The organism is Paraglaciecola algarum (assembly GCF_021532655.1).
Lineage (GTDB): Bacteria > Pseudomonadota > Gammaproteobacteria > Enterobacterales > Alteromonadaceae > Paraglaciecola > Paraglaciecola algarum.
In genome coordinates, this window is sequence record NZ_JAKGAS010000005.1 from 12,147 (window position 1) to 36,151 (window position 24,005).

The 24,005-nt window shown below is 40.3% G+C and carries 20 protein-coding genes; 9 read left to right on the plus strand and 11 right to left on the minus strand.

Annotated features, from left to right (window positions below; translation table 11 throughout):
* Positions 1-12: 12 nt before the first annotated feature.
* The 5 genes from L0668_RS10335 to L0668_RS10355 all read right to left on the minus strand — a co-directional run bounded on the left by L0668_RS10335 (position 13) and on the right by L0668_RS10355 (position 3,959).
* Positions 13-1,374 (minus strand): ATP-binding protein, encoded by a 1,362-nt coding sequence (locus L0668_RS10335; RefSeq protein WP_235312348.1) that lies wholly within the window; start codon positions 1,372-1,374, stop codon positions 13-15.
* Positions 1,375-1,409: 35 nt separating this feature from the next.
* Complete coding sequence (locus tag L0668_RS10340; RefSeq protein WP_235312350.1) at positions 1,410-2,108, minus strand: response regulator; 699 nt, start codon at positions 2,106-2,108, stop codon at positions 1,410-1,412.
* Positions 2,109-2,134: 26 nt separating this feature from the next.
* Positions 2,135-2,542, minus strand: a complete 408-nt coding sequence (locus L0668_RS10345; protein ID WP_349815641.1) for a DUF3019 domain-containing protein — start codon at positions 2,540-2,542, stop codon at positions 2,135-2,137.
* Positions 2,532-3,257: a MipA/OmpV family protein gene (locus tag L0668_RS10350; RefSeq protein WP_235312352.1), complete on the minus strand. Its 726-nt coding sequence runs from the start codon at positions 3,255-3,257 to the stop codon at positions 2,532-2,534. Before L0668_RS10350 ends, L0668_RS10345 begins: the two co-directional genes overlap by 11 nt.
* 336 nt (positions 3,258-3,593) lie before the next feature.
* Positions 3,594-3,959, minus strand: coding sequence for a DUF4156 domain-containing protein (locus L0668_RS10355; protein WP_235312354.1), 366 nt, complete (start codon positions 3,957-3,959; stop codon positions 3,594-3,596).
* Positions 3,960-4,264: 305 nt separating this feature from the next.
* Here L0668_RS10355 and L0668_RS10360 point away from each other — a divergent pair, with 305 nt between their 5' ends.
* Positions 4,265-5,815: a S41 family peptidase gene (locus tag L0668_RS10360; protein ID WP_235312356.1), complete on the plus strand. Its 1,551-nt coding sequence runs from the start codon at positions 4,265-4,267 to the stop codon at positions 5,813-5,815.
* A 103-nt stretch (positions 5,816-5,918) separates the two neighbouring features.
* Here the strand turns inward: L0668_RS10360 and L0668_RS10365 are convergent, their stop codons facing one another.
* The 3 genes from L0668_RS10365 to L0668_RS10375 form a co-directional block, all read right to left on the minus strand.
* Complete coding sequence (locus L0668_RS10365) at positions 5,919-7,355, minus strand: IS1182 family transposase (protein ID WP_235312357.1); 1,437 nt, start codon at positions 7,353-7,355, stop codon at positions 5,919-5,921.
* A gap of 239 nt (positions 7,356-7,594) precedes the next feature.
* Positions 7,595-8,911, minus strand: coding sequence for a hypothetical protein (locus L0668_RS10370; RefSeq protein ID WP_235312359.1), 1,317 nt, complete (start codon positions 8,909-8,911; stop codon positions 7,595-7,597).
* Positions 8,912-9,029: 118 nt separating this feature from the next.
* Positions 9,030-10,367, minus strand: coding sequence for a tyrosine-type recombinase/integrase (locus L0668_RS10375; protein WP_235312361.1), 1,338 nt, complete (start codon positions 10,365-10,367; stop codon positions 9,030-9,032).
* A gap of 256 nt (positions 10,368-10,623) precedes the next feature.
* Between L0668_RS10375 and mutS the strand changes: the two genes are divergently transcribed.
* Both mutS and L0668_RS10385 read left to right on the plus strand, forming a co-directional pair.
* Complete coding sequence (gene mutS / locus L0668_RS10380) at positions 10,624-13,230, plus strand: DNA mismatch repair protein MutS (RefSeq protein ID WP_235312363.1); 2,607 nt, start codon at positions 10,624-10,626, stop codon at positions 13,228-13,230.
* Between the two features lie 80 nt (positions 13,231-13,310).
* Positions 13,311-13,697: an MAPEG family protein gene (locus L0668_RS10385; protein WP_235312365.1), complete on the plus strand. Its 387-nt coding sequence runs from the start codon at positions 13,311-13,313 to the stop codon at positions 13,695-13,697.
* Between the two features lie 69 nt (positions 13,698-13,766).
* On the opposite strand, the gene L0668_RS10390 is transcribed toward L0668_RS10385, so the two are convergent.
* Positions 13,767-14,708, minus strand: a complete 942-nt coding sequence (locus L0668_RS10390) for a DMT family transporter (protein ID WP_235312367.1) — start codon at positions 14,706-14,708, stop codon at positions 13,767-13,769.
* 125 nt (positions 14,709-14,833) lie between these two features.
* Here L0668_RS10390 and L0668_RS10395 point away from each other — a divergent pair, with 125 nt between their 5' ends.
* From L0668_RS10395 to L0668_RS10410, 4 genes are all read left to right on the plus strand, one after another.
* Positions 14,834-16,240 carry an aminotransferase-like domain-containing protein gene (locus L0668_RS10395; RefSeq protein WP_235312369.1) on the plus strand — a complete coding sequence of 469 codons (1,407 nt, stop codon included), beginning with the start codon at positions 14,834-14,836 and terminating at the stop codon, positions 16,238-16,240.
* 219 nt (positions 16,241-16,459) lie between these two features.
* Positions 16,460-18,091 (plus strand): CTP synthase, encoded by a 1,632-nt coding sequence (gene pyrG, locus L0668_RS10400; protein ID WP_235312371.1) that lies wholly within the window; start codon positions 16,460-16,462, stop codon positions 18,089-18,091.
* Between the two features lie 80 nt (positions 18,092-18,171).
* Positions 18,172-19,470: a phosphopyruvate hydratase gene (gene eno / locus L0668_RS10405; protein WP_235312372.1), complete on the plus strand. Its 1,299-nt coding sequence runs from the start codon at positions 18,172-18,174 to the stop codon at positions 19,468-19,470.
* Positions 19,471-19,628: 158 nt separating this feature from the next.
* Entirely contained in the window at positions 19,629-20,273 is a 645-nt protein-coding gene (locus tag L0668_RS10410) for a hypothetical protein (protein ID WP_235312373.1), read from the plus strand.
* Positions 20,274-21,115: 842 nt separating this feature from the next.
* Here the strand turns inward: L0668_RS10410 and L0668_RS10415 are convergent.
* Together L0668_RS10415 and L0668_RS10420 are read right to left on the minus strand one after the other, a co-directional pair.
* Entirely contained in the window at positions 21,116-21,415 is a 300-nt protein-coding gene (locus L0668_RS10415) for a type II toxin-antitoxin system RelE/ParE family toxin (protein WP_235312374.1), read from the minus strand.
* Positions 21,415-21,669 carry a type II toxin-antitoxin system ParD family antitoxin gene (locus L0668_RS10420; RefSeq protein ID WP_235312375.1) on the minus strand — a complete coding sequence of 85 codons (255 nt, stop codon included), beginning with the start codon at positions 21,667-21,669 and terminating at the stop codon, positions 21,415-21,417. The genes L0668_RS10415 and L0668_RS10420 overlap by 1 nt, the downstream gene beginning before the upstream one ends.
* 415 nt (positions 21,670-22,084) lie before the next feature.
* Here L0668_RS10420 and L0668_RS10425 point away from each other — a divergent pair, with 415 nt between their 5' ends.
* Positions 22,085-23,050, plus strand: a complete 966-nt coding sequence (locus tag L0668_RS10425; protein ID WP_235312376.1) for a hypothetical protein — start codon at positions 22,085-22,087, stop codon at positions 23,048-23,050.
* 81 nt (positions 23,051-23,131) lie between these two features.
* Positions 23,132-23,968, plus strand: a complete 837-nt coding sequence (locus L0668_RS10430; RefSeq protein ID WP_235312378.1) for a mechanosensitive ion channel family protein — start codon at positions 23,132-23,134, stop codon at positions 23,966-23,968.
* Positions 23,969-24,005 lie beyond the last annotated feature (37 nt).

Below are 24,005 nucleotides of genomic sequence, written 5' to 3' on the forward strand. Positions count from 1 at the left end.
CGTTGAGGTTTTTTATCGCTGAATTAAGGGCATGGAGATTTTAGCCATCGCGCCAACATTTTGCAGAGCCATTAGTTTTTCTTTGAAGTGAGAGGATTGCGCGGCTGCATCACTTTTACTCATAAATGACACGTTAAAACTGTGCCAGTCTGTTACACGCTTGACGATAGCTAAGCCTAAACCAAAATTCTTTCCAGCCCTTTTTCGGCTTGGATCCAATCGCACAAAGGCATCAAACACTTTTTCCAATTCCGCATCCGGTATTCCAGGGCCATCGTCTAAGATATAGCAAACGGCACGAGACGCTTTATTTGTCACATCGTACTCAGTCGTTAAGAAGACTGACACTTGTGTTGTTGCATAAGAAATAGCATTGGTAATAAGGTTAGAAAAAGCACGATAAACCCACACGTTATCCATATTAACTTCCTGAGACGAGATTTCAGAAGAAAACGCCAACTGTTTGTCTTGTTGCATTGCAATTGGGCCTAAATCTTTAACTAATGCGCCGACAAAGTCATTAAGGTTGGTTTTGTGGAAGTCTAAATGCATGCCTTTTCTTTCCATGCTTGCATAGTCTAAAAAAGCATTTAGCATTCCTTCAATATTCTCTAAATCTTTCTCCATTCGGGTTAAATACTCGTCTTTTTTGTCAATTTCACGTTCTCCCAAACAGGCATCTAAGCCAAACCGGAAACAAGATACAGGTGTTCTTAGGTCATGCGACAAACTATTAGCGAGCAAGCGGTTTTCCTCGATTAAATGCTCTATTTGCGATGCCATTTTATTGAAGCTATTTTCAACAACATTTATTTGAGAATATTTGGCAGGAATGACGCGTACGCTCAAATCTCCTTTGCCGAATTTGTTAGCGACATCAGTGAGTTTGGTAAGTCGCCTAATAAGCGGTAGCATCCATAAAACAACCGCTATACTTACGCCAAAGTAAAGCAGTAATGTAAGTATCACATCAAGCTGTCTATCTTGGTCAGCATCGATCTCGGTTATTAACTTAAGTAACGCATTAGGGTGATTAGGTATTGATCTCAAATGGTATTCTTCAACATCTGAGACAACTTGTAGGCCTATCGAATCCAATTCTGCCAGTACTTTCTCCTCAAGCGCAAAATCCTCTCTATTTTCCAAGGCTAAATTGACATTAAATTGTTCAGCTAAGTCATCTACAGTAATTTGTAATTTTTCGGGAGGCCTGTCTTTCAAATGATTGATAAAGCCATTAAACATTTCATTTTGCGGTTGAACGTTCATTTCTTCATTGTTGAGTGAGTCGTAAATATATTGGTCAATTAACCAACCAAACCCAAACAATGAAAGCGTGACAGTTAAAACGATATTGAGAATGAGTTTATGCATACAAATCTAAGAAAAAGTCGGTGAGAAACGGATATTTACCAAGCATCAGGCACAAACAAGTAGCCCTTGCCCCAAACAGTTTTGATTCTCTCTTTGTCTTCAATATCGTCATCTAACAACTTTCGCAAATTTGAAATCATCACATCAAAGCGACGGTCTAGGCCATCATATTCGCGTGACTTTAGTTCCTGGAATACTTTTTCTCGGCTAACAACTTCCCCAGCGTTCTCTGCGAGTAGACATAAAAAGTCGAACAACCCTGTGGTCAAAGCCACATTCTTGCCGTTTAAGATGACTCGCTTGGACGCTTTGTGGATTTCTAATCCTCCAAAAACAAGATCGCTGCTATCCGAATGACTGAGCATACTGCCAATTCGCAACGCGGATTTGATCCTAGCTAACAAAACTCTTGGTTTAACTGGCTTGGTGATATAGTCATTTGCTCCCACTTCTAATCCAATGACCTCGTCTATTTCATCGACTCTCGCGGTCAGCATTATAATGGGTATCTGACTTAACTCCCTTACTTGTTTGCAGACTTCAATACCATTTAAACCAGGTAACATTAGGTCTAACAACAATAAATCATGTTTCCCACCGGAGATGGTCGCTACCACGCCCAAACCATCGGCTAAGTGAGTTACCGAGAAGCCTTCGGTTTCTAAGAAATCCTTAACCCATTGCGCTAACGCAATATCATCTTCCACTAACAAAATTTCGGCGTAACTAGACATATAAATTTCCCCTGGCTCAGTAGTGTTTAAAACAACCGCCATCGACGTCTTTTGCGAGACTCTTTGTAAACCCAAGTCACTGTTATCGAGTCAGTAAATAAAACTTCTTTGCTTTCCACATCGACTAATGAATATTTGCGGCTCTCAGACAAGGAAAACTGACCCGAGTAACTTCCGGTTAGCCTTCTTGACCAGCAGAATATGGGGCGTTCCAATTCTTCCCGATAAAGGCACACATTTCTCGGCGATTGCAAATTCCATGTCAGTACAAGGTCACCATAGCAGTCTTTACCTTTAGATAGCGCGATACAGCTTTTGGGCTTTAGTTGAAAGCTGACAGGGTCTTTATTAGCTGCCCTAACAGGACATGTTACAAGCACTAACAACATGAGAGGTAGGAAAAAACAGCAATTGGATGGGCCTCTACCAAACATACATGACACCCAGACTGAACAATGTTTGTTTATTACTTTTATAAAGCGGACTATCGCTAAAAGACTTCGAATAGTGTTTATGGGTAAAGCCCGACACAAATACCCAATCTTTACTTAAAGGATATTGCGCTGATAAATCGAGCGTGTAGCGAGCCCCAAAACCTGCCTCATACACTGATCGTTCAAAAGTTGACTCATCAATCGATACACCAGCGTGATAATCTACCACCTTGTCAGAGAAATATGTCGCTCCTACACCAACATGAAATTCCCAATTGTAATATTGAATAGCATGAGCGAAGTAACCATCGACAATCCAGCCACCGTGAGAAATATTGAATGGATCACCCGCAACATCAACCCACCATGCTTGGTTGCCACTGTACTTAGAAAACCGAAAACCTTGGTTAATCTCGTCATCTCTATCCCTGATCCCTTGAAGTTCTGAAGATGGTTCATCGCGAATCATGTTCCCTTCACTTTCTGATAAACCATCTAAGTATGATTGCCCTATTAAAAAGTCAATTTGATAGTCGGTATGGTCGACTAAACGGTAACCAATTGATGAGCTTCTATTGCTACGATTGGCTTGGTTGTTTGTTTCAATGAAGAATCGGCCGTAATAAACGTCGATACCCAAAGAGACATCCAAGAAGTCAATAAACTCTTCTTGTCCAGGATCGACAAATAGTTCATTTTTAAAGAGCGCATCCATACGCAAATAAACTGTAAAATCTAGTTCTGGACTGGTGCTTGCAGATTTTTCTTCCGGCTGTACCTCGTCACTGTTGGAAGGAATCTGGTCATTTGCGCTAACCTGTTGAGGAGTGCAGAATGCGAAAACCGTTGCGAGCAACAGTGCTCTAATAGAGATTCGACTAGTTACAATGCAACCTAGGGGGAGGAAGAAAAGTAGAGTCCGAAATCTATCGACAGCGAATTCAGTAAAAACAAACTTCAATCTTTGATTCCTATTGACTTCTCTTGAGTCTAATGCGTTGATCTGACCATCATAGTCTAGACGTTGCGTGTAAATTTTCACAACAAAAATCTATTTAGTAGGACAAAAATAAACATTACCACTAAGCGTGACATTAGTTTGCACCGATGTACCGCCTATATCCCAGGTTACACTTCCAGTTTGCCCAGCACGCTGTGTCAGCAGAAAGACCACGTTTCCACCCATCTTGTGAGCTTGATTTTTTAAATCGTGCCTTGCACCTGTTTCCAAATCTTTGTTTGACGTGAACTCACCCGTGATGAAATCCCCTTGATTTCCGGTAATATCTCCTAGAAATTCACATTCATTCCCAGGTTCGATTGTTGTCAGCTTAACTAATCTTGCTTCTGGATCGAGCGATTTTGATGCACATGCGGCTAAGACATAAACTGCACATACGATAAATATATTTCTCATTTCAATTTCCTCCAAAAAAATGCCAGCGAAATGTACACGTTGTGCTAAAGAAAATATGTTTGTAATTTGTAATCTATTGTTAGGGCGTGTTGAACAAAACTTGGGTAGCAAAGATCAACACGCCCTAGTTGATACTGTGAAAAAACTGACAAAAAGAGTCCATTGCACAGCGTTGTTAAGTGATGTAATCATAAATTTTGATTATGACCTTCGTACTTACAATTATTAGTTACTTTCTAACAGTTTAAGCGCCTTCGAATAATTAAACTACGAAAGTTGATTAATTAACTATTGTAGGTATTAAAATGTTTTTTCCCAATCGCCCCCCCTTTAAATTCGTACTTTTCCTGTCGGCACTCATATTGTTCGGATGTGGAGGCAATGACAAAGTAATGCCTCGTCCCACGCCAGTTGTTCCTCCTCCTGATAACCCATCAGTCGTAAAGATCCCGGATGGGGTTTGGGAACAGATTGGTTTTGGAAGAGCAATCAATGTCACGGGTGAAAGCATCGACCTGTATGACTTTACGCGTCAAACGTGTTTGTTGGTGAGTAATACTACTCAAGAGGAGTTTGCTAATACGTTAACAATAGACTCAATTGATGCGGAAGCATTCGTCGCAACCGAAGAAGAAGATGTAGTAAAGATTGTATATTCTGCAAGAGCGGCTATTCCAGCAGTTTGTCTTGACGAGAGATTGATCACCGAAAACGGACCTGTATCAACCTTTGAACATACAATACATAATTTCAATGATTATTATCCATTCTTTGAGTTGCGAGGAATACTAGACTGGGATGAGCGTACCGAGAATGCGAGAGCTCAGGTCAATAGCGAAACAACAAATGAAGAGTTACTCAACACGCTCATAGCGCTAATTTCTGACTTAGGAGACGGCCACGTTAGTTTGTCTGCAGGTGATGATTTTGAATTTGTTCCCCTTAACCAAAATGGAAAGATTGAAGACGTTCTAGTGTCAGGTTTTCAAAATCAATCAGAGTTTACTGATTTTGGCGAGTATGTGAATGCACAATTTCAACGAATTCTAGACATTCGAGATAGCTACTTTGACCCTAGTAGTTTAGAAAGGGCAGGTGGTGAAAATCAGGATATATTTCAGTGGGCAACCATCGGAAATGGTGTCGTCGGTTATTTAGAAATCAATAGCATGGGCGGTATATCTGAAGTTTCAGAAGAAAATGATTTTGCTGCTAGCGAAGATTTAATGGATAGAGTTCTTACTGCACTCGCTCATACAGAAGCCTTGATTATCAATGTTTCAGTGAATGGCGGGGGCGACTTAGCGATTACTGATGCTATTGCAAGTCGCTTTTCTACAGAAAAAGTAACGGTAAGCTCCTATGAAGCAATTGGATATGATGATTCCAACACACCACAAAGGAGTCCGCGTGTTTCTCGAGAACTCACACCAACAGAACGCATTTCGTATAGTCGACCAATAGCAACGATTTCCGGACCGAATACATATAGTGCTGCTGAGCATTTTCTGCTAACAATGCGAGCGTTGAAGCATCCCGTCTGTTTTATTGGCGAGCGATCAGATGGGATCCTATCAGCACCATTAGATAAGCAGCTGCCGACAGAGGGTGCGAGGTTAGGCTTATCAAATCTGTTTATCTACGATCACACTGGCCAGGCTTTTGAGGCACTTGGAGTGCCTGTTGACATTGAATCTACCACTTTTGAAGTGGTAGATTCGAACTCTGACAGGAATCAAGCAATTGATGCTGCGCTAATTGCGCTTGGGTTTGGGTCTCTTGTAAACAGTGACATCACTGCAGCCGATTGTGCTTTCGAGGATGCCAGAGTGAGATTTGAAACTAGCGCGCCTTAGAAAAGCTCTTTTCAAATTTATTAGACAAAGAAGATAACAGCGTGGCCTAGAGCTTGGCTTCGAGCTCATAATAATGGCTTTTTAGGACATATATGAAAGGGGATTAGCCTTTTAATGCTGATACCAGACTCTGCGTTCCCATTATCGACATCATTCGTTTGAGGTTGTAAGCCAGCACATGCAGGCTCATTTCGGTACTGACGTTTTTAAATCGTTTGGTGAGGAAGTGAGTCGACCCCATCCACATTTTTATCGTACCAAACGGGTGCTCAACGGTTTGTTTTCGTGTGACGGCAGTATCTGGAGCTGCTTCTAGCCTGGATTGCATTTTATCCAGTATCTCCTCGTATATCCATCGCCTTATTTTCCTTGGCTCCCGTTCTGATTGGGTACATTGAGAACGAATTTTGCAATCCCGACAAGCAACGCTATCAAAGTACATGCGTAGCTTTCTTCCTGTGCCGGTTTCGGTGGTATCACAGCGGTATTGCAGTTCATTGTCAGCAGGACAGATGTAAACATCTTTCGTCTTGTCATATCGAAACAACGAACGATTAAATATGCCCTTCTTTTCAGCACCCGAGGTATCGCCCTTGGGTACCAACGCTTGAGCCCCTGTATCTTGCAGTGCTTTAATATCTTCGCTTTTGTAATAACCTTTGTCCGCCAGAATAGTGATTTTGTTGGTCTTAAGCACCTCTTGCACTTGGTTAGCAACGCTGGTTAATTGACCTCTGTCAGGTGTGTTGGTCACTTCGTGACTGACAATGAGATGATGCTTGGTATCCACCGCAGTTTGAACGTTGTAGCAAACTTTCCTGCTCATGTGATGTGTTTGCATTAGACGCGAATCAGGATCTGTTTGAGATATTTGTTTATCGGGGTGGTCATTCACTTCTTTTTGTAACGCTTCGAGTTCAACTAAACGTTCCTTTAACCAGACCAACTTCGACGCTGACACTTCATTACCAGTGGCTTTCTCATTATTATCTTGCGTATCCATCTGGCTCAGATATTGTTGAATACTTTTCTCAACACGCTCAATGAGGAACTTTACTTTTTTCGGCGTGTAGTTTTTAGACTTGTTGTTTACCGCCTTAAATTTACTACCGTCAATGGCGAACACGGCATCACTAAACATGTTCATTTGACGACACAATTCTACAAACTGACGACAGGCATTTTTAATACCTTCGCTGTTGTCCTTTCTGAAGTCAGCAATGGTTTTAAAATCTGGCGATAACCGCTCTAGTAGCCACATCAACTCAACATTGCGATGGGTTTCTTTTTCCAGGCGACGTGATGATTGAATACGGTTTAGATAGCCGTAAATATATAACTTGAGCAGTGTTGCTGGATGATAACAGGGGCGACCAGTCTGTTTTGTCTGCACACGATGAAAACCTAATGCACCAAGATTGATTTCATTCACAAAAACATCAATAACTCGAACAGGATTATCTTCTGTTACAAAATCATCTAGCGCTTCGGGGAACAAGGTGGTTTGTGTTCTAGATTGACCTTTAATATGGTGAGACATCGCAGATTCTCTCTGGTTTGGCTGACCATTCCATTATACAAAAAGCGGTTACTTAATAGGCAAGAAGATTAAGACTGATTGATCATAAAAACGCAATAGTTAGTCCAAAAGGTGATCAATAGTTTTCACACAGTCTGGGTCGAAAACTGACCTTAATCCAGTGACTATCAGACAATTTCCAATATGTCTGCATCTCGCTTCATTACTGTCTGTCAAATTGAATGATTAATTCAACGAAGTCATTTTTCTTTGCGAACTCTTATATAATTTTCTCGCCCTTTTGATTTTGCTTCCCCATATTCATATCTACCCCCTCCCTTATTCTTTGATTTAGCCCAAAATGGTCTAATAATGCTAGCAGCATACTTATAATCTGAGGCAAAACTTACATCTCTAAAATACTTAATTTCTGGAAATTGACTAATAAACCGCTGAAAATCTTCAATAGCATCTTGATAAGGTGTCGTATTTTCCCACTCCCCGGCATACATTTTATCGTGCTTAAATGGATATTCATTCCCAAAACATGTTAAAACCTTTTCAATATGCTTTCCCTCTGGATGAGAATCAATATCCCCTCTATCAACATTTTTCCAGAAATATTGAGCTGCACACAACAAAATCCAAAACTTTGTCGGTACGCCATCAGATATAGACTTTTCTGTTCGGTTTAGAGAACGTTTAATGAACTCAGGTTTAATGGTTTTGGCAGCAAAAGCTACCATTTTTTTGCCAGGAACGAGCTTGTTATCTGAATCCCTATTTTTGTTATAAGGTTCTGACGCCGAAGCGAAAGAAGCATCAAGAAACTTTTTAACATCAGCATCAATAATACTTTCTTTTACACTGCTATTTGGTTTTAAATTCTTCCAATACTTTTCATAAGCTTCAATTAGACAATTTAGCCGTTCAGGCATGTTAGTATATTGTTCTGGGATTTTGCTTATTTTGTTCTGTATAAATTTAGGATACTTCACCAAATCTGGAAGCAGGCCGATTAATTCACTTTTATAGTTTGATGATTGAAGATCAACAAAAAGAGTCATATGGGCTGGATTGCAAGGCACGCTAGCATAATCATCTATATCTAATTTATTGCTGTTTTTCTCTGGATTGCACCAAACAAATATTCTTTGAGAATAACCTCCACCAAATTTAGGGAATATTTCCTCAACTTCACCATTCTGCATCACTCTTATCGCCGATGAAAATACGCTGGTCAATATAGATTCACTATTCATCAGCAATTCCAAAGTCGACGAGCATAGAAGTAAATAATTAGCTACAGCATCTGATTCACAACTGGGCTCTGTACAAGCTACTTCGTCTCCCAAACAACTCTCAACAGGAAGCTTTCCTTCATTTGCAAATAATCCTTCATGGTTCATATTCTTAACAAGGTTAATTTCATATTCCCATAAACCGTCTAAGCTACCCACACGCAATGCCAAATTAGCTGCAGGGTCTAAATTGGCAATTTCTATCAACCTTTTTTGTTTTTTAAGGGAAGCCTTATCACTTTTCTCATATAACGAATTCAAAGCCACTAATTTCATATCCCTACCCTTAAAAGTTCTGCTCTAATATTGACAATAACTTCCACAAAAACATATATCGACGACATATACTAAACTTTAAAATCTAGAAACTTAGAAATGCCTATTGAAGTTTATTTTACCCCACTAAAGACTCTATATGATCTGCCCAGTTCTGAAGCCATATCCTGCACTCTTTTTCATATTTGTGTAAATCATAAGTACCTTCAATTCCTTTTCTTGAATGCCCTAGAATGGCTTCAGCAACCTCACTAGGACACCCCAATCTGGACAAGCCTGTCCTTACAGTACGACGAAGATCATGTGGAGACCAGTCTTCAATGCAATCAAGCCATAACTGATACGGTTTAAATCGATGGCCATTTTTAAGTTTATCTGGGTTTTTTAAATGCCATTTAATTTCACTTAATGACTTTTGCTGTATTGGTAATTTTGTTCTGGTTGATGGGAAAAGATAATTATCTGTCATTAACTTTAATCCCTCCAAAAAACGAACTGCCTGTGTTGAGAGTTGAACATATCTCTCTGTATCATTCTTAGTCTCGCTAATATGCCAATACCTGTTTTCAAGATCTATATCTTTCCATTCAGCATTGCAAACTTCGCCCGTTCTACAACCCGTCCACAAAGCAAAACGCAGAACATTCTTTTGTGTAAAAGAAAATCCAGAACCAGGCAACCATTTAAGCACTATGGACAGTTCATTGTCTGAAAGTGTCCTTCTACCCTTTTCTGAGGTCAATTTTACTCGAGCTTGCCTGAGACTACTTTTAGCCAGAAGTGCAGGGTTAGCAAAATCATCACTAAACCTTCCCAAGCCTATAGAATATTCATAAGCAGCACAAAGCTCTCTCAATACATTGCCAGCTTGTACATTAGCCCCTCTTGCCACTATATTCATGATCAAATCAGTAATCTGTTTTCTCGTAATCTTAGCAGCGGGTATCGTACCTAAAGATAAAACAGGATCTCCGTATAGAGTTCTCCTAGTCTCTTTTTGCCCTTTCAGCTTTCTAGCCCCTGTAACACGCTTAGTCCCACCGACGTTGTTAGCGTCCTGAATGAATCTATCTTCAATAAATTCTGACAAATAGCTTTCTATTAAATCTGTTAAAGTAAAAGAGTTAATATTTTGATCTTTTGCCTGCTCAGCTATTTGCAAAGTGACCTTTTCTTTCTCTCTTATGCCTTCTGTTTTAGGACATACTCCACTTCTTCTAAGATCTTTCAGAGCTTGTAATTCAACACGAGCTTCAGCAAGACTAACCTGAGGGTACCTTCCTATTTTCACTTGGGTCAACCTGCCAGTTTCAGGGCTTCTATAACGATAAATGAATGTCTTAGTCCCACTTTTGCCACAACTCATTCTTAAGCCTGAATACTCTCCTACATCTACTTTGACTTTATCACCTGGTTTCATCGCTTCTATTGTTCTAGCCGATAGTGGTTTAGACATATATCTGGTACCCTTCTTCAATTAATTAAGTTGTCGGCTAAGCACTAAAACATCGTGATTCACGTTGAAATGTAGACACTTAAAAGTATAGGTTTTTGGAGCTTTTTTCCTTACATTAACAATAGCACTTAAAAACCTACACATAAACCTACACTTATTTATTGATTCGTATTGAATCTCATTAAATTTAGTTAGAGTTAAATAAAGGCCAACTCGAAGCTTAAACATATACAATACAATGAGTTAAGTAATAAAAATGTCAAAAAACAACACCAAAACAACACCCCCAAACAGCACTCACACACCTATGATGCAACAGTACTTGGCTATTAAGGCTGAACACCAAGATGTTTTATTGTTTTATCGTATGGGTGATTTCTACGAATTATTTTTTGACGATGCTAAAAAAGCGTCTGAATTATTAGACATATCCCTGACTACTCGAGGCAAGTCAGGTGGTAATGCTATTCCCATGGCAGGTGTGCCTTATCACGCAGTAGAAAATTATCTAGCGCGTTTAGTCAAAATGGGCCAATCGGTGGCCATAGTCGAACAAGTGGGCGATCCTGCCACCAGCAAAGGGCCTGTTGAGCGCAAAGTGCAACGTATTGTCACCCCAGGTACTGTGTCTGACGAAGCTTTACTTGAAGACAAACAAGACAATATTTTGGCAGCTGTGGTTAGTATTAAACAACAAAGTAAAACCTATTTTGGATATGCAACGTTAGATGTATCCACAGGCCGATTTGCCTTATGTGAACCACAAGATGTGGAAGCTTTGGCTGCTGAGATCCAGCGCACAGAACCTGCAGAGTTATTGTACCCAGAAGACTTTGAATTTTTTCATTTAATTGAACAACGTAAAGGCTTGCGACGTCGTCCTCAATGGGAATTTGATTTCGACACAGCTACCAATCAACTTAATCAACAATTTGGCACCAAAGAGCTAACTGGTTTTGGCGTAGCAAATAGTAAAACTGGTATTTGCGCGGCTGGTTGTGTGATGCAGTATGTCAAAGACACTCAAAGAAGTGCCCTGCCCCATATTCGAAATATTGTACTCGAGACTGAAACCGACACAGTATTAATGGACGCGGCAACGCGGCGTAATCTAGAACTCACGCAAAACTTAGCAGGTGGCAAAGACCATACCCTTGCCAGCGTGTTAGACAAAACCTCAACCCCTATGGGCAGCCGTTTATTACAACGCTGGGTGCATCGTCCGTTAACCGACAGTAAAGTGCTCAAACAAAGACAAAGCAATATAAAGTCTTTGTTGAACAGTGATTACCCCCAATTACAAAGTTTCCTAAAACAAGTAGGCGATATGCAACGGGTTTTAGCTCGTTTAGCACTTCGCTCTGCGCGGCCTCGTGATTTTGCCAGATTACGACAAGCCTTTAAGTTACTGCCAGAGATCCAAGAATTTGTCACCGACCAATCCGCCGAATCGGCCAATGTAGGTTTAGTGCAATTGGCTAACGATATTAGCCAATTTCCTGCATTTGCTGATCTACTCGAACGCGCTATCGAGGAGACACCACCTGTATTGATCCGTGATGGTGGGGTGATAAAAACAGGCTACAACCAAGAGTTGGACGAATTGCGGGCTTTGTCTAAAGGTGCGACCGATTACATTGATGAATTAGAACAAAGAGAAAAAGAGCGCACCGGAATATCTACCTTAAAAGTAGGTTACAACCGAGTGCATGGATTTTTTATCGAAGTTAGCCGAGCTTATGCTGACCAAGTTCCGGCCGAATACGTACGCAGACAAACCTTAAAAAACAACGAACGTTACATCATCCAAGAGTTAAAAGAACACGAAGACAAAGTACTCACCAGTCAGAGTAAATCCTTAGCCTTAGAAAAACGTTTGTACGAAGAATTATTCGATATTTTACTGCCAGAGTTATCACGCTTAATGTTAAGCGCCGACTCTTTAGCTGAGCTTGATGTGTTAACCAACTTAGCCGAACGTGCAGAAACCCTAAATTATCATTGTCCTGAACTAACCGACCAACCGGGTATTCATTTTGGACAAGGCCGCCATCCGGTGGTCGAACATGTAATGAAAACACCCTTTATTGCCAATCCCATTGCGGTTAACCCGAATAGACGCATGTTGATTATCACTGGGCCAAACATGGGTGGTAAATCAACTTACATGCGCCAAACTGCTCTGATAGTGTTAATGGCTTATATTGGCAGTTTTATTCCAGCTGAAAATGCCCAAATAGGGCCGATTGATCGCATATTTACCCGCATAGGAGCCTCTGATGATCTAGCCTCAGGCCGTTCCACTTTTATGGTAGAAATGACCGAGACAGCCAATATCCTAAACAACGCCACAGCAAATAGTTTAGTCTTGATGGATGAAATTGGTCGAGGTACCAGTACCTATGATGGTTTGTCATTAGCTTGGGCTTGTGCAGAATATTTAGCTGAAAAGTTACAATCTTATACCTTGTTCGCTACTCATTATTTTGAACTGACTCAACTAGCTGAACAACTACCTGAATTAGCGAATGTGCATTTAGATGCGGTAGAACATCAAGAAAACATTCGGTTTATGCATGCGGTACAAGAAGGTGCAGCGAATAGAAGTTATGGCCTACAAGTAGCGCAATTAGCAGGGGTACCTCGCTCGGTTATCCAACAAGCTAAACGTAAGTTAGCTGAACTAGAAAGTTTACCTACCAACTCATCTACGCCAATCGCAAAACAAGAAAGGCAATTAGATTTGTTAGACGCGGTTGACGAATTACGGATTAGTTTAAAACAAATAGATCCAGATGAACTCACACCTAAACAAGCTTTGGATGCCTTGTATAAATTAAAGATGCTGGCAAAAAATAATTAGTAACACAATATCCATTGAGCTTGACCATTTGGAGACCTTAAACTTCTCACTTTAATACTTATTATAATTCGGAAAACTTTATGGAATGGCCTGCAATTATCACCTTAGTAGCATTATTACAGTATATGTTTTTTTCGTTTAAAGTAGGCGCAGCTCGCGGAAAATATAAAGTGATCGCCCCTGCCGTTAGCGGAGACCCAACTTTTGAAAGAATTTATCGTGTTCAACAAAACACCTTAGAACAACTCATTGTATTTATTCCTGGCTTATGGGTATTTTCCCATTTAGTCAGCCCTCCAATCGGCGCTGCTATTGGTGCAGTTTTTATCCTAGGTAGAGCCATTTATTATGTCACCTATGTAAAAGATCCCAAGAAGCGTGGTTTAGGTTTTATGTTAGGCTTTTTTGCTTGCGTAGCCTTAATACTGGGTGGGTTAGGTGGAGCGACACTTAATTTAATAGGCTAATCAAGCATAATCCTCAACAACTGTATATAAGTTGTTGAGGTGACTTTTTCATATGAAGAATTGGGGAGCTCAACGTTTATTTAGACTTTCCACTCGTTTACTACTATTTCCCATAGCCACGATAAAAATAATTAGGATGGCAAATAACCAAACGCCATTTCCAATTTGTTCACCTAATAACAGATTAGATATCACCAAAGAGAACACCACTTGTAGCAATTGAGTCTGGCTAACAGTGGCTATGCCGCCCATTGCCATAGCTGAGTTCCATAAGAAAAATCCTAGTAACTGGCTGACAACGGTTAAGTAGAAAAAACCCGCCCAAATGCCTAAGTCAATCTGTGCTGGCTGGGTAGGAAATAATAATAACGCTGGTATCCAAAAAAATGGCATGGCTAACACTAAGGTCCAACTGATCACTTGCCAGCCTGGCATTTGTTTAGATAACCTACCACCTGTGGCATAACCAAATCCTGCGGTTACAACCGCCACTAGAAGTATTAAATCGGCCCACTGTGGCCCAGATGTTTGTTGAGTAACAGTAAATATAAATACCAAAACCGCACCTAACACGGCAAATATCCAAAAACGTTTAGGCATGTATTCTTTAGCTAACACCGCGCCAATTATGGCAGTGACCAATGGCAATATGCCCACCACAATTATGCCTCTTGAAGCTTCGGTTAAACTCATGGCAATAGAAATACTCACTGGAAAACCAAAAGTGATGCCTAATGCGCTCAAGGCTAACCATTTCAATTGATAACTATTCGGCCGACTCACTCCTTTTAACCGTAAAATGGCCGCAGCCAATATCCCACCAAAAGCAGTGCGCCCTAAGCCGACAAACCAAGGATCAAGTTGCTGGGTCACATAACTACTAAGGGGTAAGGTAAAACTAAATAAAAATACCGCGATTGTGCCTAATAACAGCCCCTTAGTTTGGGCACTCATAGACAAACTCCAAGCTGAAAATAGTGGGTTTAATCTTTGCTGTATCCAGATTTGCATCAATTGTCCTTACGTTACTGTGAATAAGGTATGCAGTGTAGAGCCCAAACAAAAACCATAACAGACTCAATTTTTAATAAAAAAACAGGTACAATACTTGTGAAATTTCGTTTTAGGCAAAACACATGGCTTTCAAATATCAAGAATTAGCAACTCAAATTGGCGAAGATATTCAACAGGATAAATTGCGAGCTGGTGAGCCTTTGCCTGCTTTACGCCGCTTTGCTACTCAACATAACGTCAGTTTAGCTACCGCCAATAAAACCTATGAATGGTTGCAGCGCCAAGGATTAATTACGGTAAAAGCTCAATCAGGCTTTTATGTTAAAGGCCAAGTTAGTTTCACTCCTTTGTCTCAACCAAAATTGAAATCAGTGTCTATTGAACATGATCCCTCAAACGCTATATTCGATATTTTGCAAAATGCCCTTACCTACGACCGAGTGGGCTTGAGTAATGGTTATCTCGACGAGTCACTTCGCCCTTCAACGGCTCTACAAAGGTGTATAAAACGCACGGCAAAAATTGCCAATTTAACCGCTAACAGTTATGGCCATATTCAAGGTGAATACAAGTTAAGAAGCGCTATTGGCGAGTTCATGCAGCAAAAACAATGTGCTGTATCAGCCGACAATATCTTAGTCACTAACGGATGTTTAGAAGCAGTTAATCTAGTTATAGAGCAAGTCACTATTCAAGGTGACACTGTGGCTATTTTTACTCCTTGTTATAGTGGTCTGTTAACCGCTCTTAAGCATAAACATAGAAAAGTATTGGAAATTCCATGCGGAGCCCAAGGCCCTGACATGAGTCACGTATTGCAATTATTTAAGCAACAAGCCTTTAAGACCTTAATTTTTAGCAGTACGGCCACCAACCCCCTTGGTTTTAGTTTAAGCGACCAAAACAAACAGCAACTTGCAAGCTTAGCCAACCAATATAAAATCAGTATTATTGAAGACGACACCTTTGGCAGCCTTGCTTACTCGTTTACCCCACCGCGCCCTGCGTTTTCTTATGAGCATGGCGGTTATGTGATTTATTGTGCTTCTTTTTCCAAAGACTTAGCGCCTAACATGCGTATTGGTTGGATTACTTCCACTAAAGATATGGCCGATTTACAACGACAAAAATTAGCCTTAAATATAACCTGTAATATGCCCTGCCAATTAGCCATGGCGGATTATTTGTTAACTGAAAACTATCAAACACAAATCCATAAAGTGACGCAAACCCTACAACAGCAAATGGCTACTCTTCAATCTTGTGTGTTAAGTCATTTCCCTGCAGGTACTAAAGTGTCACAGCCAACAGGGGGATTCTTTTTATGGGTAGAATTGCCTAACAAAATTAACGCTATGGATTTGTACCAATTGGCTATAGACGAAAACTTATGTTTTATGCCTGGCCACACTTTTAGCATGTCTGGCCAATATGATCATTGCCTTAGGTTGAGCATTACCCAAATATGGGATCAACAACTAGAAAAAGCAGTCTCTAACTTGGGTAAGCTAGCCAATACTTTTCTTTAAGGACTGTTTATCTTGGGTGGATAAACAGTATTGATTCACTTTAGGAATAAACAAAAACTGATTAATTTCAATTCAAACGAGCATTTGAATTGTCTGTACTACTGATTTTGTCTATAATGCGCTCCCGTCTGGTATTGGTTATTTTTGTTAAAAACAATGTAACAAAATTTAAACCTCTCAGTACAAATCTGTTCAATTTCAAACGCCTTTAGGGTTCTTATGACAAATTATATTTTCGTCACAGGTGGTGTGGTTTCATCACTTGGAAAAGGTATTGCTGCTGCCTCTCTTGCTGCAATTTTAGAAGCACGTGGTTTAAAGGTCACTATGCTCAAGTTAGACCCTTATATTAATGTTGATCCAGGCACTATGAGCCCGATCCAACATGGCGAAGTATTTGTTACTGACGATGGCGCTGAGACGGATCTTGATTTAGGTCATTACGAACGCTTTATTCGTACCCGTATGACCAAACGTAATAACTTCACTACAGGCCGAGTATACGAAGAAGTGCTTAAGCGCGAACGTCGTGGTGATTATTTGGGTGCCACTATTCAGGTTATTCCTCATATCACTAACGAAATTAAACGTAGAGTGATTGATGGCTCTGAAGGGGTTGATGTATCTATCGTAGAAATCGGTGGCACTGTAGGTGATATTGAATCACAACCCTTTATCGAAGCTGTACGTCAACTAGGTGTTGAAGTAGGCCGCAATAGAGCCATGTTCATGCACTTAACTTTGGTGCCATATTTAGCTGCATCCGGCGAAGTGAAAACCAAACCTACTCAACACTCAGTTAAAGAGTTGCGTTCGGTTGGGGTTCAACCAGATATTTTAGTTTGCCGTTCAGAAGTGCCACTGCCTTCAAACGAACGTTCTAAAATAGCATTATTTACTAATGTCATCGACAAAGCGGTTATTTCATTACGCGATGTAGACAGTATTTATAAAATCCCAGCCATGTTAAAAGCTCAAGGTTTAGATGAACTAGTGGTTGAGCGTTTTGGTTTAGAATGCCCAGAGGCAGACTTAACCGAATGGGAACAAGTCTTATACGCTGAGTCTAATCCGATTAACGAAGTTAATATTGGCATGGTGGGTAAATACGTTGAATTACCCGATGCTTATAAATCAGTTAACGAAGCACTTAAACATGCTGGTTTAAAAAACCGCTTAACGGTTAATATTAAACATATCGACTCCCAAGATATTGAAAGTAAAGGTGATCACCTTCTAGAAGGACTAGACGCAATCCTAGTACCAGGTGGATTTGGCGAGCGGGGTATCGAAGGTAAAATAGCGGCGGCTAAATATGCTCGTGAAAACTTAATCCCTTACTTAGGTATTTGTTTGGGGATGCAAGTGGCTCTTATTGAGTTTGCCCGTAACGTGGCGGGCATGGAAAACGCCAATAGCTCTGAGTTTGATCCAGAAAGCCCATTCCCAGTAGTGGGCTTGATTACCGAATGGTTAGACTCTGACGGTTCAACAGAAGCCAGATCAGAAAACTCTGATCTGGGAGGCACTATGCGTTTAGGCAGTCAATTGTGTCATTTAACCGAAGGCAGTAAAGTACACGAATTATATGGCTCGACGGAAATATACGAACGCCATAGACACAGATACGAAGTGAACAATAACCTGAGACAACAAATCGAAGATGCTGGACTTAAAGTCACTGGTTTATCAACAGACAAACGTTTAGTCGAAGTAATTGAAATTCCAGATCACCCTTGGTTTGTGGCGGGGCAATTTCACCCAGAATTCAACTCTACACCTCGCGACGGACACCCTCTTTTCGAAGGGTTTGTGAAAGCCGCAGGCGAATATTTTAAACAGAATAATTAACAAATAATAATTAGAAACAATCGTTAAAAACACAGTGGATCGAAGATCCTTTAACTTTTTAATCAATTAAGGTCACAAGAATGTCAAATATCAGTAAAATTATTGCTCGCGAAATCATGGATTCTCGTGGTAACCCAACCGTAGAAGCTGACGTATATTTAGAGTCTGGCGCATGGGGCCGCGCGGCTGCTCCTTCTGGAGCATCAACTGGTTCACGTGAAGCATTAGAGTTACGTGACGGAGATAAAGCGCGTTATTTAGGTAAAGGTGTATTAAAAGCAGTAGCTGCAGTAAACAATAGCATTGCTCCTGCGTTAATTGGTCAAGATGCTTTAGCACAAGCGAAAGTGGATCAAATCATGATCGACTTAGACGGCACAGAAAATAAAGAAAAATTCGGTGCTAACGCAATTTTAGCGGTTTCTTTAGCAGTGGCTAAAGCAGCGGCTAACGCAAAAGGTGTTCAGTTGTTCGAACATATCGCTGACTTAAACGGCACACCTGGGGTTTACTCTTTACCATTACCTATGATGAACATCATCAACGGTGGTGAGCACGCTGATAACAACGTTGATATCCAAGAATTCATGGTTCAACCTGTTGGCGCACCTAGCTTTAAAGAAGCTTTACGTATGGGCGCAGAAATTTTCCACGCACTTAAAAAAGTACTATCGGCAAAAGGCTTAAACACAGCTGTAGGTGATGAAGGTGGTTTCGCACCTGATTTAGCATCAAATGCTGACGCATTAGCAGTCATCAAAGAAGCGGTTGCAGCGGCTGGTTACGAGTTAGGCAAAGACGTTACTTTAGCCATGGATTGTGCTGCTTCTGAGTTCTACAACAAAGAAACCGCTATCTACGACCTTAAGGGTGAAGGCAAACAATTCACAGCTAACGAATTCTCTGACTTCTTAGCCACTTTATGTGAAGAGTACCCAATTGTTTCAATCGAAGATGGCTTAGACGAGTCAGATTGGGATGGATTTGCTTACCAAACTAAATTATTAGGCGACAAAGTTCAAATCGTTGGTGATGATTTATTCGTTACCAACACTAAGATTTTAGCTCGCGGTATCGAAAACGGTATTGGTAACTCTATCTTGATCAAATTTAACCAAATTGGTTCGTTAACTGAGACATTAGCGGCGATTAAAATGGCTAAAGATGCTGGATTTACAGCTGTTATATCGCACCGTTCAGGTGAAACTGAAGATGCCACTATCGCTGATTTAGCCGTAGGTACAGCTGCTGGTCAAATCAAGACAGGTTCTTTATGTCGTTCTGACCGTGTTTCTAAGTACAACCAATTATTACGTATTGAAGAGTTCTTGGGCGACAAAGCTATCTTTAATGGTCTTTCAGAAGTTAAAGGTCAGTAAGGCTGAGCTTTAGAAGTTGCAGCTAGTATTGTGAATACGATATAAAAACTGCAAGTTCAAACTTTTGCGTATAAAATGGTCGGCTAACGCTGGCCATTTTTTGTTCTGGTCCCATTAGATTTAACAACAAATAAACTCAGGCTGTTTAATTATTAACTATGCTGATCCCTTCATCCAAACAAGTAGATATATTTTCTGACGACCAACGTCAGCTGCATTTTGCAGAATTATGCAATGCCTTGTATGAAAGAGAGCTCAGCAGTTTATCTCAGCAAAAAATCAACAACATCACTTTATTACAACGTAAGTTAGGTGGCTTAAAACATCATGTAAAACGCGCTGCTGACGGCTTGTTAGAAAAAGAATCTCCGTTACAACTAGATGTTCATAACGCCAGTTGGCAAGCCAAACAAGCGGCCAAATGTATGGCCAACAAATTTGATGCTGACAAAACCGAACAATGGTTTTTCGACCATATCCAAATTGGCCGCTGTATTCCTATTCATGTGGATACCTTAGGTGCCGAGCACATAGAACTAGATTCAGTAGATAGAATCGACTTCGACCAAGCTAAATTACACGCCAATAAATTTGGCTGGTTTGCCTTTAACGGTGAGTTTTTAGAAGAAAGTCCTAGGCAAATTGAAGTATTAGACGCCAAGTTACTTAAACCCACTAAAGCGGTGTTAACCGCCGCCTGCTGTGGGCATCATTGGAATCACAAGGGAAAAAGTCAGCCACGGGCTTTGTCTTTACGCGAGTTGATGTTGTCTTTGTCTATAAACTGGAAAACGTTTAAGTAGTTAGTTATTCGCTACGCGGGTTTATACGCTTCGCGTGCTGAGATTTTACGGCTACGCCGCAGGGTATGAGCTTTGCTCACAAAGCATCGCTTCGCGACAGAGTATAAGCTTCGCTTACTAAGATTATTCACTGCGTTTACTTATGTGCTTCGCACACAGGGCATGAGCTTCGCTCACAAAGCATCGCTTCGCGACATAATATTCACTTCGTGAACCAAGATATGCGCTACGCTTATGGCATCCATGCCTTTTTTCAAACAGCATCCTTGCTATTCAATTTACTTTTTGCCAACAGCAGCAAAAAGTAAACAAAAAATGCCGCACTCCAACCAAGTTCTATGACCTGCGCGACTTGCCAAATAAAGGCCGCAATGATCTGTTCCCTACAGGCATTGCTTAAATGACATCCCTGTAATTTTTCCTATATTTGACTTCGTTGCTCGGCGAACTTGGAGTCGCGATAAAATCAAAAGCATGTGCTTCGCACACAAGACACGGCTTCGCCACTAATACAAAATTAACCATTAATATAAAACTCCCCCAACGTCATTCCGGTAGTCTTTTGAGCCGGAATCGGTTTGTTTTTATGTGCTTCGCACACCAAGATTATTCACTTCGTTCACCGTCATCCGAGGAATTAGCAAAATTAGCAGGACAACCACGTTAATTTTTATTTTTGACATAACTAACTAAAACAATAAGTTAGTCGTATTACTATCAGTTTAAATGTCGGTCGTTTTTGTCGAACTAGCCTATTTTTCTATCTTTTTCCTCTGTGTGCTTTGCGATCTCTGAGGTTCAATATTCTTTAGCAATGAAGCCGTGCTTTTTCTTTCCGCTGCTCATTCTTCGAAGAGATTATCGACGTCCATACTGCTGTGGGGTATACCGATAATATCTATTTCTTTATCTCTAATGATATAAAAAATGAGATGTTGGGCTTGAGGAAAACAATAATAACCATGCTCTATATCTGCTCTATGTTTTCCAACTTGTGGCCGCTCTGCTAACCACTGAAATCGATTAAATAGTGAAGTGATATACCTATCGGCTTGCATTTCGTTCCATGTCTGTACGGTGTAAAGCCAAATGTCACGTAAATCAGCCTTAGCTCTTGGCGTAACATTAAATTTGTTAGGCATTAAGGCGCATTACGATTGGTCTTAAACTCACTTAACATCTGGTCTACAGAGTTGGAAGCAAACTCACCTTGTTTGGATTGGTCAGCACCTTCGGCTAAATGTGCCCTTAATGCGTAGAGTTTAGTTTTACGTTCTTCTAATGCTCTAAGTCCATCACGCACAACCTCACTGGCTGAGCCGTAACGTCCGCTAGATACTTCATTTTTTATAAACCCTTCCCAGTGTTCACCAAGACTTAAACTGGTATTAGCCATACTCCACCCAATATTCATATATATTAATAATGAATATAGCACTGGTAATGATTGATGGCCAAAAAGAAAATCCACCTCAGTGCTCAAATCGAGTAGAGTTTAACTAGCCTATTTTCTAACTTTTTCTCTGTGTGCTTGGTGAACTCTGTGGTTCAAAGGAGAATGAAACTCTTGAATTTTGTCATGCTGTTAAAATAAAACGATAAATATATGCGTTTTCTTTTGATTCAGCTGTTAAAAATAAACAGAAAAATAAACAGGACAACCACGTTAATTTTTATTCGGCATATTGATACCGCTTAACGGCCACATATTGCCCACCAAACATTCTGCATAACCCAACGTTCTGGATAAAAACCATGGCTCATAAATTGCTATTCTTTTGATTTAATAACAGCAACTTAAGGGATTAAATTTGATAACCAGTATTAACCTAACCCAGCGAAGCCTTGAACTATTACACAGGCGTGATGTGAATGACTCTGAGATAGCTGAATTTCAACAACTACTTAACCATGCACAAACAGAAATGGCCGACACAGGCAAGTCTTCTAAACAGTTTTTACAGTCAATGGACGCTGACGAACTATCCTTACTACGAAAAGTAAATTCACTTGCAGAAAATATTTATGTAAGCGGTCTAAGCGAAGAAGGGGCAACCAATTTAATTAAACAGCCGGACCATTCTGATCGTGTAGATTTAAATAATGACGGCATTGTTGAAGTTGGTTTATCTAGGTCACTGGTATTTCCACCGGTAAATGCCCCTGACTTTGTCAAACAAGCATGGGATGAAGCCACTAAGGGAATGAAAGAAACCGATGTGATGATGCTGCAGTTGCACATGCATATTGCAGTGTTCGGCGTGCAAATTGAAGGACAAGCAGCCAAAACACCTCAAGCCCCTGAGCAGCAATGGAGCACTGAAGGCATACAAAAGTTATTTTCTGGCCTGTATGGTGCTTTGGAATTTGCTGTTAATTTAGATGGTTGGACTGATAACCATAAAATGAAAAAAGCATTTTATGAGCGTTTTAACCAAGCACTGGCCAGCAACAGTTCTTCGGCCGGTAAATATGTTAATGCTCAACAGACTGAGCAAATGACAGAAAGTAAAAACTCCCCAACCACAAGTGAAGAACAAACCAATATTGACAATTTAATGCAGTTGATCCTCGACGCTCGTATTGGCTTAGATCGCAAAAAACTCGAAGAAATTGAAGAGAAAATAAAAGCGATAGAACACAATTCCAGTATTGACCCTGATACTAAAAAAGCTATGTTGGAACAACTTGAGAGCCAAAAACAAGATGTGCTAGATAAAGCACAAGAACGCATAGAGCAAGAAGAAAAGATAAGAGCCTTAAAACAACAATTTTAAACAACAGCAATGAATTGCAGCGAACACAATAAATGCTTTATGATAATTTCATAAAAATAATCCATTCGGAACATTCCACCTATGAATGAAGAAATCGAACAGATCCAATCTATTTCTAAAACAGTTACCCAATACCTAACAGATAACGCCATGCAAATCACAGTCACAATATTGATCTTGATTGTGGGATACATGATCGCCAAAAAACTTGGAAAAGCGGTTGAACGTTTGATGATTGGTAAAAAAATTGATGTCACTTTAAGCCGATTTGTGGGTAACTCTGCACACTTAGTCGTGCTAGTGGTGGTGATTTTAATGGTGTTGGCTCGACTAGGCATTAGCGTAACACCTTTGATTGCCATTATTGGTGCTTTGTCGCTAGGTGCTGGTTTGGCACTACAAGGTATGTTGTCCAACTATGCGGCAGGATTAACTATTATCATCACTCGCCCTTTTGTGGTGGGTGACACCTTGAGTGTACAAGGCCAAACAGGTTTAGTGGAAAGTGTGCATTTGGCTTACACCATTTTAATAGACGAAGATGATGTGCGTATTCAGATCCCCAACCGATTGGTAGTTGGTGAGATCATGCACAATTCAAAAGAAGAAAAGTTAGTTGAGTTATGTGTAGGGGTTGCTTATAAATCCGATCCCCACCAAGTAATAGCCGTTGTCGAGCAAGCTCTTAAAGGTATTCAAGGCATTAATACTGAACGCGGCACTATAGTCGGTATAGATGAGTTTGCCGACAGTAGCATCAATATAGGTATTCGATTTTTAGCCCCAACTTACAAATATTTTGAGTTTAAATATACGGCTAACTTAGCGATTTATGATGCCTTCAAACAACAGGGTATTGAAATCCCCTTCCCTCAAAGAGAGATTAACCTCATCAATGCTGGTGCTCCACCAGCGTAAATGATGATAAAAATAACGATAAACACAGTGAACGTTT

Bases quoted from the DNA above. Each gene is read 5' to 3' on its own strand.
- L0668_RS10385 (WP_235312365.1), top strand. From the start codon at position 13,311: ATGGAATGGCCTGCAATTATCACCTTAGTAGCATTATTACAGTATATG.
- L0668_RS10355 (WP_235312354.1), bottom strand. From the start codon at position 3,959: ATGAGAAATATATTTATCGTATGTGCAGTTTATGTCTTAGCCGCATGT.
- L0668_RS10420 (WP_235312375.1), bottom strand. From the start codon at position 21,669: ATGGCTAATACCAGTTTAAGTCTTGGTGAACACTGGGAAGGGTTTATA.
- eno (WP_235312372.1), top strand. From the start codon at position 18,172: ATGTCAAATATCAGTAAAATTATTGCTCGCGAAATCATGGATTCTCGT.
- L0668_RS10370 (WP_235312359.1), bottom strand. From the start codon at position 8,911: ATGAAATTAGTGGCTTTGAATTCGTTATATGAGAAAAGTGATAAGGCT.
- L0668_RS10350 (WP_235312352.1), bottom strand. From the start codon at position 3,257: ATGGATGCGCTCTTTAAAAATGAACTATTTGTCGATCCTGGACAAGAA.
- L0668_RS10340 (WP_235312350.1), bottom strand. From the start codon at position 2,108: ATGTCTAGTTACGCCGAAATTTTGTTAGTGGAAGATGATATTGCGTTA.
- mutS (WP_235312363.1), top strand. From the start codon at position 10,624: ATGTCAAAAAACAACACCAAAACAACACCCCCAAACAGCACTCACACA.
- L0668_RS10365 (WP_235312357.1), bottom strand. From the start codon at position 7,355: ATGTCTCACCATATTAAAGGTCAATCTAGAACACAAACCACCTTGTTC.
- pyrG (WP_235312371.1), top strand. From the start codon at position 16,460: ATGACAAATTATATTTTCGTCACAGGTGGTGTGGTTTCATCACTTGGA.
- L0668_RS10395 (WP_235312369.1), top strand. From the start codon at position 14,834: ATGGCTTTCAAATATCAAGAATTAGCAACTCAAATTGGCGAAGATATT.
- L0668_RS10410 (WP_235312373.1), top strand. From the start codon at position 19,629: ATGCTGATCCCTTCATCCAAACAAGTAGATATATTTTCTGACGACCAA.
- L0668_RS10345 (WP_349815641.1), bottom strand. From the start codon at position 2,542: ATGTTTGGTAGAGGCCCATCCAATTGCTGTTTTTTCCTACCTCTCATG.
- L0668_RS10375 (WP_235312361.1), bottom strand. From the start codon at position 10,367: ATGTCTAAACCACTATCGGCTAGAACAATAGAAGCGATGAAACCAGGT.
- L0668_RS10360 (WP_235312356.1), top strand. From the start codon at position 4,265: ATGTTTTTTCCCAATCGCCCCCCCTTTAAATTCGTACTTTTCCTGTCG.
- L0668_RS10430 (WP_235312378.1), top strand. From the start codon at position 23,132: ATGAATGAAGAAATCGAACAGATCCAATCTATTTCTAAAACAGTTACC.
- L0668_RS10415 (WP_235312374.1), bottom strand. From the start codon at position 21,415: ATGCCTAACAAATTTAATGTTACGCCAAGAGCTAAGGCTGATTTACGT.
- L0668_RS10390 (WP_235312367.1), bottom strand. From the start codon at position 14,708: ATGCAAATCTGGATACAGCAAAGATTAAACCCACTATTTTCAGCTTGG.
- L0668_RS10335 (WP_235312348.1), bottom strand. From the start codon at position 1,374: ATGCATAAACTCATTCTCAATATCGTTTTAACTGTCACGCTTTCATTG.